Raw genomic sequence first — 14,631 nt, 5'->3', positions numbered from 1 at the left:
CCGCAGGATTGGCGGCTGAGTCGCGTCGATCAGGACCGCAGCCGATTGCTCTTTTGTTCGTTCGATTTTCTTTTCTACAACCTACGCACCAGCCCGCGCTGCGCCAGCCCGTGCGAGATCCACCAGGACCTCAGCACCATGTCTCTGCGCCAGACGCCTGTCGCGCTCGCACTCGCCGCCGCATTCCCGCTCGCCTTCGCGCAAGCCGCGCCAAGCTCGCCTCCCAAAGAGGCCCTGAGCACCACCGCTTCCGCCGGCACCAGTTCCGCCTCTGCAGCCGCTAAAGACACTGCAGCTTCTGCAGCCACGGCTGCCGTGGCCAGCGCCGCAGGCGAGGTCACCGTCAGTGCCACCCGCACCGAGCGGTCAACCGCCTCCGTCCCCAATACGGTCACCGTCATCACTCGCAAGGATCTGGACCGGCGGGATGCGCGCGATCTGAAGGACCTGCTCAGCGATGAAGTCGATCTGTCGGTGAAAGCCATGACGCCGCGCTTCACCGCCGCCGGCGTGTCCACCGGACGCGCCGGCAATGAAGGCATCAACATCCGCGGCCTGGAAGGCAATCAGGTGCTGATGATGGTGGACGGCATCCGCATCCCCCAGAGCTTCTCCTTCGGCCCGTTCGCCAGCGGCCGCGCCGACTTTGTCGACCTGGACAGCCTCTCCACCGCCGAAGTCCTGCGCGGCCCCGCCTCCACCAGCTATGGCAGCGACGGCCTCGCCGGCGCATTGGTCATGCGCACCCTCTCCCCGGAAGACCTGCTGAAGGACGGCAAGACCTTCGCCGGCTACGCCAAGCTCGGCCTGCAAACGGTCGACAGCTCCAAGACCGTCAGCGCAGCGGTCGCCTTCAGCAGCGGCGATTGGTCCAGCCTGGTCCAGGCCTCCGTCCGCCGCGGTCACGAGACCAAGAACCAGGGCGATAACAACGCCACCAACAGCACCCGTACCGCTCCCAACCCCACCGATATCGACACCAATAGCGTCATGGCCAAGCTGGCCTACCGCGTCAACGCCCAGCACCGGCTCACGGGCACGGTGGAATACCGCGAACGCAAGATCGACACCGATGTCCTCACCGGCGTCACCGTGCCGACGAGCACCCCCGCCTCCACCGCCGTCATCGGCCTCACCGCCAACGACAAGATGGATCGCCAGCGGGTGTCGCTGGAACATCGTTATGAAGACTTGAACGCGACCTGGATCCAGCAGGCCACCACTCATCTCTACGTGCAGGACAGCGAGACCGACCAGTTCTCCTACGAGGACCGCTATTCCGCCACCGACCGCACCCGCTACACGAATTACAAGGAACACCTCATCGGCCTCAGTTCACAGGCCCAGACCCAGTTGCAAGGCCAGCGCCTGAGCTACGGGCTGGACGTGAGCCGCAACGCCATCGAGGCCACTCGCGATGGCACCGTGCCACCCGCCGGAGAAACCTTCCCCAGCCGCCCCTTCCCGAAAACCAACTATCTGCTGGCCGGCGCCTTCCTGCAGGATGAGATCGAGCTCGGCAACGTGTCGCTGATTCCGGCCCTGCGCTTCGAGCATTACAAGCTTTCACCGAAGACCGAGGGCTACACCGGCGAAGCGGTGAATCTCTCCGACCACGCCATCACGCCACGCCTCGGCGCCATCTGGCGCGCCACCGAATGGCTGCAGCCCTATGTGCAGTGGGCCCAGGGCTTCCGCGCCCCGACACCGGACCAGGTCAACAACTCCTTTTCCAACCCGATCTACGGCTACTCCAGCATCGGCAACCCGACTCTCAAACCGGAACATGCCAACAGCTGGGAGCTGGGCGTGCGCGGCCAGGTCGGCCCGAGCATCCGTTGGCAGTTGAGCGCCTACGACAACCGTTATCGCGACTTCATCAGCCAGGAGGTGGTGAGTGGCTCGTTGGCCACGGCCAACCTCGTCTATCAATACATCAACCTGAGCCAGGCGCGTATCAAGGGTGTTGAGGGCCGTGCCGTCTGGGACGTCACCCCCGGCTTCTCGCTGCAGGCCGCCGTGGCCTATGCCGACGGCCACAGCACCACCGACGGTGTGGATACGCCGCTCAACAGCGTCCAGCCGCTGCGCGCAACGCTGCGAGCCCGTTATGAGCGCGGCGACTGGTCCGGCTGGGCCAGCCTGCAGCACAGCAATCGCAAGAAGACCTCCGACATCAGCAGCAGCACCTACTACGCCCCTGGCAGCTACCAGGTGGTGGACCTGGGCGGCGCGTATCGCTTCAACAAGACGCTGAGCCTGTCGGCCGCCATCACCAATCTGTTCGACCGCAAGTACTGGCGCTGGAGCGATGTCACCGGCGTCGCGGCCAACAGCACCGTGCTGGACAGCTACACCGCCCCGGGTCGCGCGCTGCAGGTGTCGCTGCGCGCGGACTTCTGATTGACGTCATGGCCCTCACAAGGAGCATCCTCATGCAACACGCTCGCTACACCGCCCTTCGCCAGGCCTTTGCCACGGCCCGCCAGGAACGCCGTGCCCGCCATCGCGACATTGCCGAAGCCCTGCAGATCTCCGAAGGCGAACTGCTGGCCGCCCACGTCGGCCCCTTCACCGACGCCGAATCCCCGCTCAAGGCCTGCCGGCTGCGGGCGGATTGGCAAGACCTGATGGCGGCCGTGGAGCCCCTGGGCCCGGTGATGGCGCTGACGCGCAACGAGTCCTGCGTCCATGAGAAGGTGGGCGTCTACCGCAAGGTCAGCGCGCTAGGACCCCAAGGCCAGACCGGCCTGGTGCTGGGTGGCGAAATCGACCTGCGGGTGTTTTACAGCCATTGGCAGCATGGCTTTGCCGTGACCGAACGTCTGGCCGACGGCGCCCTGCAGCGCAGCCTGCAATTCTTCGATGCCGCCGGAGGCGCCCTCCACAAGATCTTCGTCAAACCGGAAAGCGATCTGGCGGCTTATGAAGCCCTGGTGGCGCAATTCCAGTCAGAAGACCAGGCGCCTGGGCTGGTTCCGGCCGAAGCCTGGCAGGAACCCGCCGAGCAACCGGACAGCGCCATCAACCTCGCTACCTTCCACGCCGAATGGGCCGACCTGCGAGACACCCACGACTTCTTCGGCCTGCTCAAGCGCCACGGCCTGAGCCGTGTGCAGGCCCTGCGCCTGGCCGAGCCCCGATTCGTGCAGCCCTTGCCGCGCTCCAGCGCCCAGGAACTGCTGAGCCGTGCGGCGCAGCAAGGTGTGTCCATCATGGTGTTTGTGGGCAACCCGGGCATGATCCAGATCCATAGCGGCCCCATCCACCAGGTGGTGATGATGGGCCCCTGGCTCAATGTGCTGGACCCGGGGTTCAACCTCCACCTGCGGGAAGACCATATCGCCAGTGCCTGGCTGGTGCGCAAACCCACCGTCGATGGCCTCGTCTGCTCGATGGAGCTGTTTGATGCACAGGGCCGCACCATCGCCATGCTGTTTGGCGAGCGCAAGCCCGGGCAGGCGGAGCGCTGCGACTGGCGGCAACTGCTGGAGAGCATGGTGGAAGGCCAGACGGAGCTCGTGCCATGCTGACGCGTCGTCAGTGGCTGAGCACGGCGCCCGCATGGGTCGCGGCGCCGATGGTCGCAGCGCCACGCCTGGCCTGGAGTGCTGCACCCCGCGTGATCAGCGTCGGAGGCGCCCTCACAGAACTCATCTACGCCATGGGCGCTCAGGGGGATCTGGTCGGCGTCGACAGTACGTCGCTCTATCCGGTGGAAGCGACCCGCCTGCCGAATGTGGGCTATGCACGCACGCTGGCGGCCGAGGGCCTGCTGTCGCTGGCGCCCACGATGATCGTGGCCACCGAGGAAGCCGGCCCACCAGCCGTGCTGGGGCAGCTCCAGTCCGCTCGCATTCCGCTGCACGTGCTGCGCGCGGATCACCGCTTTGAAGGTGTGGTGGATCGCACCCGCAAGCTGGGGGAACTGCTGAACCGGCCGGCGGCCGCCAAGACGCTGATCGACAGGCTGCAGCAATCGTGGGCGGAAACACGCCAGACGGTGGCCCGCGTCTCGGCCGGCCATCGTCCGCCGCGTGTTCTGTTTGTGCTGTCCAACGCCGGCAATCAGGCGCGCATCTCCGGCAGCGGCACCGCGGCCGACGCCATGATCACCTACGCTGGCGCCGTCAATGCGCTAGGCGAGGTCCAAGGCTACAAATCCCTCTCGCCGGAAGCAGCGATTGCGGCGGCGCCCGATGTGATCCTGGCCACCACCCAGGGCGTGGAGGCCGCTGGCGGCATCGACGGCCTGCTGCGGATGCCGGGGCTCGCACAGACCCCGGCAGCACAGCGTCGGCGCGTGGTCAGCCTGGAAACGATGGAGATGCTGGGGTTCGGCCCCCGGCTCCCGCAAGCGTTGGCCCAGCTGGCGACCGCCCTCCACAGTGGATCAACGGCCTGAATCCCCATGAGCACCTCAGGTTCCGCGCTCCCTCACCGCTTGGTGGCCCCGCCCCGAGAGTGGCCACGGGCTGCACTGCTCGCCGCTGCGCTCGGTTTGGCGGTGATGGTGGCGGTGCATGTCGGCGCCGTACCGATCACGGCGTCGGACTGGCTCCGAGCCCCCTGGCTCGACAGCGCCCCCAGCGCCGGCGCACATGTGCTGTGGCAATTGCGCCTGCCTCGTGTGGTGCTGACGCTGGCGGTGGGCGCTGCCCTGGGCCTGGCAGGCACGCTCTGCCAGGCGCTGTTCCGCAACCCGATGGCGGAGCCCGGTCTGCTGGGCGTGACCAGCGGTGCAGCGGCGGCCGTGGCCTTGGCGCTGACCGTGTTCTCTGGCCTGCACCTGGCCTTGCCCGCGCAGGCCCGGCTGTGGATCACACCCGCCGTGGGTTTTGTGGGTGCGCTGGCAGTGTGCCTTTTGCTGCAGCGCCTGTCCCGATGGCTGGCACCAGGCTCGATTGCCGCGCTGCTGCTGTGTGGCCTGGCGCTACAGGCAATGACCTTCGCGCTGGTCGGCCTGTGCAGCTTTCTGGCCAATGACGATCAACTGCGCGCCCTCAACTTCTGGACGCTGGGCTCACTGGCCGGGGCCACCTGGACCATGGCGCTGGTGATGCTCACCGCACTGGCCCTGATGGGCCTGGCCGCGCGGACCCTGGGCCCCCAACTCAACGCGCTGGCACTCGGCGAGGCGACCGCCGCGCACGTCGGCATCGATGTGGAGCGACTTCGCCATGCGGCCATCGGCATCGTGGCGCTGCTGGCCGCCTTGGCTGTGGCGTGGTGCGGCAGCATCGGCTTCATCGGGCTGATGGCGCCTCATCTGGCGCGGCAATGGGTGGGTGCGGATCTGCGCCGGGTGCTGCCCTGCGCCATGCTGTCCGGCGCACTGCTGCTGTTGGTGGCAGACACCCTGGCCCGCACGCTGGCCGTGCCGGCGGAGATCCCCGTGGGGGTGTTCAGCGCGCTGATCGGGGCGCCGTGGTTCCTGGTGCTGCTACGCGGCACGGTCCGCCGGATGGGGAGTGCCTGATGCTGGTGATGAATCACGTCCGCCTGTTGATGGGTGACCTGCGCCTCGGGCCCATCCACTTGCGGCTCATGGCCGGGGAGCGGGTCGCCATTCTCGGCCCCAGCGGCGCGGGCAAATCCACGCTGCTGCGATTGATGTCGCGGGAGCTCCAGCCGTCCGAAGGGGAGGTGCTGCTGGACCGACGGCCCTTGTCGGCCTGGTCGCCGCAGGCCCTGGCACGCCGCCGTGCGGTGCTACCGCAGCAGCAGGGCGTGGCGTTCGGCCTGCCGGTGGAACTGGTGGTGGCGCTCGGCCGGGTGGCCCGACAGCAAGACCCCGATCAGTCCGAGATCGTTCAGCAGGCTCTGGTGCAGGCACAGGCGGACCATCTCATCGGCCGCCGCTTCGACACGCTCTCGGGCGGCGAGCAGGCGCGTGTGCAATTGGCACGCGTATTGGCGCAGGCGTGGGATGAGCGCGAGGGCTTGCTGCTGGTCGATGAACCGCTGGCGGCACTGGATCCGGGGCTGACGCTGTCGCTGATGCACGCCATCAGCCGCTTTGCGGCACAGCGTGGGCATGCGCTCGTGGCGGTGCTGCACGACGTCAACCTGGCCTTGAATCATTTCGACCGCCTGTGGATGGTGAAGGACGGCCGGCTGATTGCAGACTGCGATGCACTGCCCTCCACGCAGCCCCTGCTGGAACAGCTCTATGGCACGCGCATGCGGTTGCTGCAGGATGAGCACGGCATGGCAATGCTGCCGATGATGACGCCGCTGCAGACGCCGCTAACGGCGCCTCTAACGGCGCCGCCAACGACACCGGTCATGACGCCGGCCATGACACCGGTCATGCCGCCGCCGATGACACCGCTGCGGGAGGTCGGGCGATGAGTGCCTGGGTGATGAATGCCGGGGGGCGTGCTCCGGCAAGCCACGGCTTCTCGCCCGCCCTGGAAGGAGCACACAAGGCCGGTGGGCGCCTGCGCTGGCACGGGGGCATTGCCACCGTGGCGGTACACGGCCTCCTGCTGCTGGCACTGCTGGGCACACGCTCGCACGCACCCCTGCCCAAGGTAGCCACCGTGCCGCCCTCATCGATGCAATGGGTGGCGGTCCGGCCACTGTTTGAACCCTCGTCCTGGGCCACACCCGCTGCGCCGACCACACGGACCACGCCCGCCGTGGTGGCATCCCTGGCGGCACCACCCGCTATTCCTGTCCTGCCGATCCCGACGATCGGCATGGACGTTTCCCCAGAGCGCCACCCGTCTGAATCCCAACCCGTTGCGACGGCGCTGGGCTCGGATGTCCGGCCCCAGGTCCCCTTGCAGCCGAGCGGTGCCTCCCCCCGAGTTGCCGACGTTTCTGGCACCACGGGATCCACGACTGAGGCCGCGCCCTCAGCCCCCACTTCCGTCCCTGCCCACAGCGGCGTGATGGCAACCGCCGTCCCACCGACGCAGCTCCTGGCAGCCGCCCGCTCCGATCCCGCAACCGCGCAGGACCAGCCGGCCACCGTGCCCGCCAACTACCAGCAGTGCCGGGACAGCCAGACCGCCCGCCACTATCCCGCCTTGCTGCGCGAGCGTGGCGTCCAGGGTCTCGTGCGGCTGCGGGTGAAGGTCGATGAAAACGGCCGGGCGGCGGAGGTTCTGATCGCCAACGGGAGCGGCTTCCGTCTGCTGGACGAAGCGGCACGACGTGTGGCGGAGTCCTGCCCCTATGTGCCCGCCCGTCGCGGCGATCAGCGGATGGTGAGCTGGATCGACTATGCGGTCCGTTTTGCCTTGCAGCCCGCCGCGCCCGGCTCGTTGTAGTTCTTGTCCCGCCCTCGCCCCGCCCTCGCGAATCACACGCCACAAGAGCGCGCCCGCCCCTCAGCAGCCCGATCCAGAAGGAAACCCCACCATGTGCGACAAGCCCACCCTGTTCAGCCGCCTGCCCCTTGCCGAACCGTCTCCCGCCACAGGGCTGTCGGAGTTTTCCGCCCGGCGAGTGGGCGGTCTGCCCGGCCCTTCGGCGCTGCCTGATGGCGATAGCAAGACGGAAGACACCCCATCGGCCCGCGGTTCACGCCGCCGTCGCTTGTGGGAGCTGCCGACACAATCGCTCTGCCCGGTGATCGGGGTCTGCCTCCCCATCCAGGTGCTGCGGCGCCTCCTGGGCAAGGTGCTGGGCGGCCAGGCACAGGCCAACGACTACGAACTGCACTGCGGCGCCATCAACGAATGCAATCACCGTGGCACCGTCGCCGAAGCCCTGCAAAAAGAGCTGGATCAACGCTTCGCCATTGCACTGAAGCAAGCCGCGCAGCACAAGACGCCGGAGGCCCTGGGTCGTTTCTGGGCGGCCGCGCAGGGTGGCAATGACGTGGCCGGTGCGCTGTGGGCCACGCTGACCCATGCCCGCTGTGATGCCGCCCTGCAGGAGCAGGTGCTGCGGGACATTCACATGCTGCAGCACCAGGTGGGCGCTGCCAATCGGGCGGATCTGCAACGCATGGATGCGCTGGAGGATGAAAACGCCGTGCTGGGCCGCGAGCTGGCGCTGGCCCAGTCGCGCAGCACGCGGCTGCTGGCGGAGCGCGCGCAGCAATTGGAGGCCAGTCAGGCGGAGAACCTGCGACTTCGTGGGGAACTGATGGGGCGGGACATGCTGCTGGCCGGGCTGCGGGAGGAGATGCAGCAGCTGGAGGACAGCGTGCCGGGTCTGCGCCATCGCCATGAGCAGGCGAAGCAGTTGCAGCATCAGCAGGAGCGGATTCATCAGCTGGAACGCGCGCTGCTGACGGCACAACAGGCGGCGGAGCGGGAACATCGCAAGGGCGCGGAGCTGCAGCGACAACTGGATGCCCTGGAGAGCCGGCTGGCCGAGCAGGCACCCGCCCCGCAAGGCGAAGAGGCCACCCTGCCCTCACTGGATGAGCAGTCGGTGCTGTGCGTGGGCGGCAGGCCTGCGGTGGTGCCCATCTATCGACAACTGATCGAGCGAACCGGGGGACGGTTCCTGCACCATGACGGCGGCGAAGAAGACGCCGTGGCCAAGCTGGACGCCAGTCTGGCCGCCGCCGACCTGGTGATCTGTCAGACGGGATGCATCAGCCACGACGCGTATTGGCGGGTGAAGGATCACTGCAAGCGGCATGGAAAGAAGTGCGTCTACATCGAGTCGCCGAGTGCCAGCGGGCTTCGGCGGGCGCTGGGCACCTTGGGGGCAGCGGACCATGCGGAAGCGGCCGCGCAGCAGGGGGCGGGCGAGAGCTGACGGCCGAGGGCTGGAACGGCTGCGCGGTACAGTCCGTCCTATCCAACGCCAGGCCTGCACGTGAACCGCCCCATCGTCGCCATCGCCCTCGGATTCGCCCTGATCGCGACGCTTGGGGTGTCGCTGGCCCCGCTGTTTTTGAAGCCGCCGATGGTGCCCTGCACCCACCTCAGTGCGCCAGTTCACTTCACTCGGGTGGATAGCCGCGAAATGAAGTTCTTTCGAGGTACGCGCCACTTTCCGGTCGTCGAGTACAGCTATGTGGTCTCCGGTCAGCGATACAGCGGCACCAGGATCTTCTGCACGGAAGAGGGCGAGGTCTCCTTGGATTGGAACAAGGTGGACCGCTTCTTTGAAGACGCCAGGCGTGGTGCTGGCGTGGTGGCTTGGTTCCCGCCGGATTCGCCAGCATCCGCCTGCATCTCCATCCTTTCGGAGTTCAGCTACTCGATGCTGTCAAATACGTCGCCCCAGTGCCGGGCAGGGTGAGGTCTCCAGCTTCTTGAACCCGAGACCCTGTAGAACACGACCCAACACGACTCAATAGGACACAATAGGACTCGATGAGCATCCACAACGGCCAGCGTATGGTCAGCATCAGAAAGCGCATGCTGGCGTATTGTGAGCAACACGGCATCGACGTGCCTTCGGCCTTCCATGACCAGGATCCGGTGCTCGCCATTGCGCTCGTTAGTATCTTCACTCCCGGGAAATCTCAGCTGGTGGCGCAGACCTTCTACAGCACGGCGTCGGCACTGGCCTATCTGAAGCAGCAGAACAAGCATCCAGAGAACTACCGGTTCCTGGACTTCAAACGAGGGGTCGAATGGCTGATTGACCCAGCGGTGAGCCTGAAAGCGGGCCCCGACTTCGACAACCGTCGAGATGTCGACGTGCAGCGCTAGTGTGGTGACCCACAAGTTCCTGCCCAAGCGTCACGCCGCAGACGCGCGAATGCCTGAGTTGTCCGAATCGCCTGAATCGCCTTGGCTCAGTCACCTTTGCTCAGCGCATTTTTCAACTTCACCGCCGCGCCGACGACGGCTTGTCCATGACCCGTCAGAACCGCCGCTGCAAAGTCGATCACCGCCCCCAGCAGCGCCAGCTTCGCCTTGACGGCCTTGACCTTGTTGATGACCTCTTCCGCTGCATCCACCGCAGACTGGATGTGCTCCGCAGTGATCTTCGCCTCGCCGGTCTTCAGCTGAATGCTGAGGCCCGTGAGGGCCGTTGCCTTCGCTGCAAGCCCATTCTGAACGGCCTGGATGGCGTCAATATCCTTCTGCGTGCTGGCCTTCTCCAGATCATCGTTCAGCGCCGATATCTGATCGTTCAGCAGGCCCCTCAACGGCGCCAAGGCATGCTCATCCAGTTTGTCGTCAGGCTGGGCCAGGTCCATCAAGGTGCTCATCGCTCAGTCCTCGTCTCAAAAACCAGCTTCAACGGCATCACGCGCTTCCAGGTTCTTTTGACGGAACTCTTTCAAGGTATCCATCAATGCGCGAGGGTCCCTCTTTAACGCGTCCTGCTGAAACACAGGGACCGATGCGATCCATGCATCAATGGCCGCAACGATCTTTCCGGGCACTTCGCCCGGATTGCCCGGATTGCCCGGATTGCCCGGCTTTGCCTGCCGCCCCTCCAGTGCCTTCCCCGTCAGTGCAATCTGGCGACGGAGCTCAGCCGTTCGAATGGGCTCTGCAAGCGCCATGGGCTTGCCCAATCCGATGCTGATCTCGCTTCCCCGTGAAATGAGTGCAGTGGTGGTGAGCCACCCATCGTAATCAGACTGGCGCGGCGGGTCCGCAAAGAAACTGCGCAGAATCCTGGCGTTGGCCACGAGATCCGGCCCGGCCGCCGTCAGGCGTCGAATCCCCTCTTCTCGTTCAGCCTGGACGACGACTTCGGCCAGCAGCGTGAGCACGTTAGTGACGGCCTTCAACTTCGGCTCACTCACAAAGGCATTCCCATCTCGGCCCTTGAGCGCTGCAAGTTTCTTGGTGGTGCCTTGAATGGAGCGACGCACCTCGAACTGTCGGTCGTCCACCATCGCCAACAGGGTTTTTGCGTACAAGTCGAGCGTGTCGACCGTCACCTCCTGGAACTGGACCGTGGCATCGCCGGTCAGTTCGCAGCTCTTCTTGAGGGCCCTCGCGGCCTCCACATCTCCGGTCGCGCTGGATTCGGCCAGCAGCATGCGGACGTCAGCCGCGTCATGGCACAACTTGGCGACCTGCTGGATTTCCTGGCGCACGGCGCCCGTCATTTCAGTTGTTTCACCAGCAAAACTGGTGATCGCCTTGTAGTTCGCGCAGCCATTGAGCAGCAAGACGGCTGCCCAAGCCGCGACGTACAGCGATTTCATACTCAGCTCCCTCTATCCAATCTGCGCCCGAGACGATGATCGACGGCCGGTGATGCGTGCTCATCATCAATTTTAATGATGAGCCAGTTGCCTTCTGAGTGGGGTTCAGGGCATGCATCGTCACCACGCGCAGGTATATCAGACGAAGGTGATGCGTCCTTTCCCCGCACCCGCCACGTGGCCTGCGACCGGTGGGACCCGACGGGCATGACGACTGGACGTCGCCCTCCGCTTGACGCAGAGTCAGCCCCTTCGGCGAGCCTCCGCTGTGCCTGCGCTCTGTGCGCCACCCCACCCATCAAGGAGCCGTTTCATGTTCGATCACATCGCCTTCGGCGTTACCGACTACGCCACAAGCAAGTCCTTTTATCTGAAGGCCCTCGCGCCTCTGGGCATCACGAGTGTGAACGAAGGGTCCATGGGCATCGAGATCGTGGGGCACGGGGACGCATCGCTCTGCCTGCAAACGGCGCTGCACAAACCCGCGCCCATGCACCTCGCGTTTGTGGCCAGGAGCCGAGAAGAAGTGGAAGCGTTCTATCGTGCCGCGCTGGAGGGGGGCGGCAAGGACAACGGCGCCCCCGGTTATCGCCCGCGTTATCACGCCGGTTACTATGCCGCGTTTGTCCTCGACCCCGACGGACACAATGTGGAGGCGGTCTTCCATGACCGCCAGGTGACTTCGAGCTGAGGCCCAGGTGAAAGCCATGCCCGGCTCGTCGGCTGCGACTCGATCAGCGTGTGGATGCCATGGCCCAAGGAAAACGGATTTCAGCGGAGATTGATGCGGGCGCCTTGCTCGCCATCCGGCAATTGGGCGCGTCTGCCCGTGCCGCGCGCATGGCCGCCAATGAGAGCCAAGGCGCGGCAGCTGCTCGGCTGGGGGTGCATGTTCAAACCATCGGCCGGATCGAGTCCGGCGAAAGTGGCGTGGCCATCGGCCATGTGTACGGCATGCTGGCGCTCTACGGGATCTTGCCCCCCGCCAGCGTGGCGACGGTAGACACGGCCATGGCTCAAGTCTCGCACCGCAGTCACACCACCGACTCCGCCTCCGAATCAGGCTCCGATTGACCTCCTCCGGCGCTTGTAAAACCCTGCGTCCGGGAGGGCATGGGGCTTGAAGGTCCGCTACGCTCACGCCCGCAGAGGGATCTCCATCCCCGAAGAGGTGGATTCATGGTCATTGAGAGGGTCTGGCTGCGCTGGCTGGTCACGACGCTTGTGCTGGTGGGCGCCACTTGGCTCAACTTCAAGCTGCAACCCGCCCTGGATGGGCGCGCACCGCTGCTGCCCTACTTTCCTGCGCTGGTCATCGTGGGTCTCACCTGTGGGCTGGGCTCCGCGCTGATGCTCCTGCTGGTGTCCTGCGCCGCCATCCTGTTTTGGTGGATTGCTCCCGTGGGCCAGATGTGGCCGGTTGAGTCGTTGGCCGATGCGCTGCTGCTGGTGCTCTTCCTAAGCGCCGGCATGCTGGTGTCGGTGGTGTCGGCCTGGGCCGGCAGGCTGATGCACAAGGAACGCCTCATCCGGCGCCGGCTGAATCTGGCCCTGGCAGCTGGTCGCATGGTCACCTGGGACTGGGACGTGGCCACCGGCTTTGCCACCACGGCCGGCAGCGTGCGAGAGCTCTTTGGCAGCCGCTGGCACACCATGGACGACATGCTGGCCAGCTTGCCGCCCGAAGAAGCGCAGAAGTTCCGGGAGCGGTATCGTTATGCGGTGGAGTCCGGTGGGCGTTTCAGCCTGTCCGCTCCCATGACACGGCCGGACACCGGCGATGTGGTGTGGGCACAGATGGATGGTTATGTCACGCTGGATGCCAAAGGCCGCGCGGCCCATGCCTACGGCGTGACGGTGGATGTCACCCTGCAGCAGGAAGCGCTGCGCGCCAGCCAGGCTGCGGAAGAACGTTTCCATCTCGCCCTGCAGAGCGGCAAGGTGATGGCCTGGGAATGTGACCCCCAGGGGCGCTACACCTGGGCCTACAACGTGCCCATGGGCCTGTCGCGGGAGGCGATGATCGGTGCCGAAGTCGGCAGCCTGGTGGGCCAGCCGCAGTACGCTGCGATCATCCGTGATGCCGTGGTGTCCGGGGACTCGCTCAACATCGCCCAGCATGCCACCCATGCCGGCGGCACCTTCCACCTGTTGACCTCACTGCGCCCGGTGAAGGATGCGGATGGGCAAGTGCGGCGGGTCCTCGGCGCCACGGTGGACGTGACCGAACTGACTGCCGCGCAGGAACAGCTCCACCATGAAAACCAGCGCAAGGACGCGTTCCTGGCGACGCTGGCCCACGAGCTTCGTAATCCGATGGCGCCCATCCGTTATGCAGTGACGATGCTGCAGCAGACCCGCTCCGATGACATGGGCCAACGCGCCACCGACATCATCGCCCGCCAGTCGGCCCACATGGCCCGCCTGCTGGATGACCTGCTGGACATGAGCCGCATCACCCGCAACGTGATCGAGCTCAAACGCCAGTCCATCGATGTGCGCGGCGTGGTGCGGCAGGCGCTGGAAGCGGTGGAGCCGCTGTATGGGGAATTGCAGCACCGCGTGTCGCTGTTGATGCCGCCGGAGCCGGTGATGGTGGATGGCGACCCGACACGGTTGCAACAGGTGCTGTCCAACCTGCTGGACAACGCCGCCAAATACTCGCCCACACCGGGCGAGGTGCGCGTGGAAGTGGAGGCGGCGGCAGGTCAAGCCACGGTCACCGTCACCGACACCGGCATTGGCATCGCGCAGGAACAGCAAGCGCAGGTGTTTGAGCTGTTCACCCGGCTGGATGCCAAGGGCGCCGGGCCGTCAGGGCTGGGCATCGGCCTGGCGGTGTCGCGGCAGCTGGTGCTGCTGCACGGCGGCAGCATCCGCGTGGAGAGTGAGGGCCTGGGGCGTGGCAGCCGCTTCATCGTGAACCTGCCGCTCCTGCAGGAGGCAGCGGCCGACCGGCCCGTGCTGGACGTGCTGCCGCAAGAGGACACGCCGTCCACCGATGTCTGCGTGCTGGTGGTGGATGACAACACCGATGCCGCCGACACCCTCTCCGAAGTGTTGAAGGGGGCTCACTACCGCACGGTGGTGGCCTACAGCGGCGAAGAAGCGCTGGCCTGCTTTGCGCAGGTGCGCCCGCGAGCGGTGCTGCTGGACATCGGCCTGCCGGGCCTGTCCGGGCTGGAGGTGGCTCGGCGGCTCCGCGCCATGAGCGGCGGCGAGCCGCTGACGCTCATCGCCATCACCGGCTGGGGTCAGCATGCGGACCGGGAGGCCACGGCCGATGCGGGGTTCGACGCCCATCTGGTCAAGCCCATTGAGTTCGACGACCTCGACCGAACCCTGCAGCGCTTGCTGCACGCGCCGACGCTTTGAGAAGCCCGCAGCCCCAGACGCTGTGTAGCTCAACGCTTGGCTGCACTTTGATATCGGCTTGATCGCAGCTTGATCGCGGATCGACCACCGCGCGCATCCTGCGCGGCAGCCGCTTGCCCCACTGCTGGCATGCCGCGCGGCTGCAGCTCGCATGCGGCTTGGCC

14 protein-coding genes are annotated in these 14,631 nt (G+C 66.1%); 12 read left to right on the top strand and 2 right to left on the bottom strand.

The window, feature by feature from the left end; genetic code table 11:
* Window positions 1–138: 138 nt before the first annotated feature.
* The 9 genes from OU995_RS10215 to OU995_RS10175 all read left to right on the top strand — a co-directional run bounded on the left by OU995_RS10215 (window position 139) and on the right by OU995_RS10175 (window position 9,632).
* A complete protein-coding gene (locus OU995_RS10215; protein ID WP_267835418.1) occupies window positions 139–2,403 on the top strand; it encodes a TonB-dependent hemoglobin/transferrin/lactoferrin family receptor in 2,265 nt (754 codons plus the stop codon).
* 32 nt (window positions 2,404–2,435) lie between these two features.
* On the top strand, window positions 2,436–3,533 hold the full coding sequence (locus tag OU995_RS10210; RefSeq protein WP_267835417.1) for a hemin-degrading factor: 1,098 nt from the start codon (window positions 2,436–2,438) through the stop codon (window positions 3,531–3,533).
* Window positions 3,527–4,405 carry a heme/hemin ABC transporter substrate-binding protein gene (locus OU995_RS10205; RefSeq protein WP_267835416.1) on the top strand — a complete coding sequence of 293 codons (879 nt, stop codon included), beginning with the start codon at window positions 3,527–3,529 and terminating at the stop codon, window positions 4,403–4,405. Before OU995_RS10210 ends, OU995_RS10205 begins: the two co-directional genes overlap by 7 nt.
* 6 nt (window positions 4,406–4,411) lie before the next feature.
* Window positions 4,412–5,479 carry a FecCD family ABC transporter permease gene (locus tag OU995_RS10200; RefSeq protein WP_267835415.1) on the top strand — a complete coding sequence of 356 codons (1,068 nt, stop codon included), beginning with the start codon at window positions 4,412–4,414 and terminating at the stop codon, window positions 5,477–5,479.
* Window positions 5,479–6,354 carry an ATP-binding cassette domain-containing protein gene (locus tag OU995_RS10195; protein ID WP_267835413.1) on the top strand — a complete coding sequence of 292 codons (876 nt, stop codon included), beginning with the start codon at window positions 5,479–5,481 and terminating at the stop codon, window positions 6,352–6,354. The genes OU995_RS10200 and OU995_RS10195 overlap by 1 nt, the downstream gene beginning before the upstream one ends.
* Window positions 6,351–7,280: an energy transducer TonB gene (locus OU995_RS10190; protein WP_267835411.1), complete on the top strand. Its 930-nt coding sequence runs from the start codon at window positions 6,351–6,353 to the stop codon at window positions 7,278–7,280. The genes OU995_RS10195 and OU995_RS10190 overlap by 4 nt, the downstream gene beginning before the upstream one ends.
* A gap of 91 nt (window positions 7,281–7,371) precedes the next feature.
* A complete protein-coding gene (locus OU995_RS10185; RefSeq protein ID WP_267835410.1) occupies window positions 7,372–8,727 on the top strand; it encodes a DUF2325 domain-containing protein in 1,356 nt (451 codons plus the stop codon).
* Window positions 8,728–8,787: 60 nt separating this feature from the next.
* Window positions 8,788–9,216 carry a DUF3592 domain-containing protein gene (locus OU995_RS10180; RefSeq protein ID WP_267835409.1) on the top strand — a complete coding sequence of 143 codons (429 nt, stop codon included), beginning with the start codon at window positions 8,788–8,790 and terminating at the stop codon, window positions 9,214–9,216.
* Window positions 9,217–9,290: 74 nt separating this feature from the next.
* On the top strand, window positions 9,291–9,632 hold the full coding sequence (locus OU995_RS10175; RefSeq protein ID WP_267835406.1) for a hypothetical protein: 342 nt from the start codon (window positions 9,291–9,293) through the stop codon (window positions 9,630–9,632).
* 86 nt (window positions 9,633–9,718) lie between these two features.
* Here OU995_RS10175 and OU995_RS10170 read toward each other — a convergent pair whose 3' ends face one another.
* Both OU995_RS10170 and OU995_RS10165 read right to left on the bottom strand, forming a co-directional pair.
* A complete protein-coding gene (locus tag OU995_RS10170) occupies window positions 9,719–10,126 on the bottom strand; it encodes a hypothetical protein (protein ID WP_267835405.1) in 408 nt (135 codons plus the stop codon).
* Between the two features lie 27 nt (window positions 10,127–10,153).
* Complete coding sequence (locus tag OU995_RS10165) at window positions 10,154–11,092, bottom strand: hypothetical protein (protein WP_267835403.1); 939 nt, start codon at window positions 11,090–11,092, stop codon at window positions 10,154–10,156.
* A 313-nt stretch (window positions 11,093–11,405) separates the two neighbouring features.
* On the opposite strand from OU995_RS10165, the gene OU995_RS10160 reads away from it, so the two are divergent.
* The 3 genes from OU995_RS10160 (at window position 11,406) to OU995_RS10150 (ending at window position 14,467) form a co-directional block, all read left to right on the top strand.
* The gene (locus OU995_RS10160) at window positions 11,406–11,783 is read left to right on the top strand and encodes a VOC family protein (protein ID WP_267835402.1); all 378 of its coding nucleotides are present in this window, start codon (window positions 11,406–11,408) and stop codon (window positions 11,781–11,783) included.
* A gap of 59 nt (window positions 11,784–11,842) precedes the next feature.
* The gene (locus OU995_RS10155) at window positions 11,843–12,166 is read left to right on the top strand and encodes a helix-turn-helix domain-containing protein (protein WP_267835401.1); all 324 of its coding nucleotides are present in this window, start codon (window positions 11,843–11,845) and stop codon (window positions 12,164–12,166) included.
* Between the two features lie 105 nt (window positions 12,167–12,271).
* Window positions 12,272–14,467, top strand: a complete 2,196-nt coding sequence (locus tag OU995_RS10150) for an ATP-binding protein (RefSeq protein ID WP_267835399.1) — start codon at window positions 12,272–12,274, stop codon at window positions 14,465–14,467.
* Window positions 14,468–14,631: the final 164 nt, after the last annotated feature.

This window comes from Roseateles sp. SL47, assembly GCF_026625885.1.
Taxonomy (GTDB): domain Bacteria; phylum Pseudomonadota; class Gammaproteobacteria; order Burkholderiales; family Burkholderiaceae_C; genus Roseateles.
Note: the sequence above shows the minus strand (reverse complement) of the source record. Positions and strands in the feature narration are given on the sequence as shown.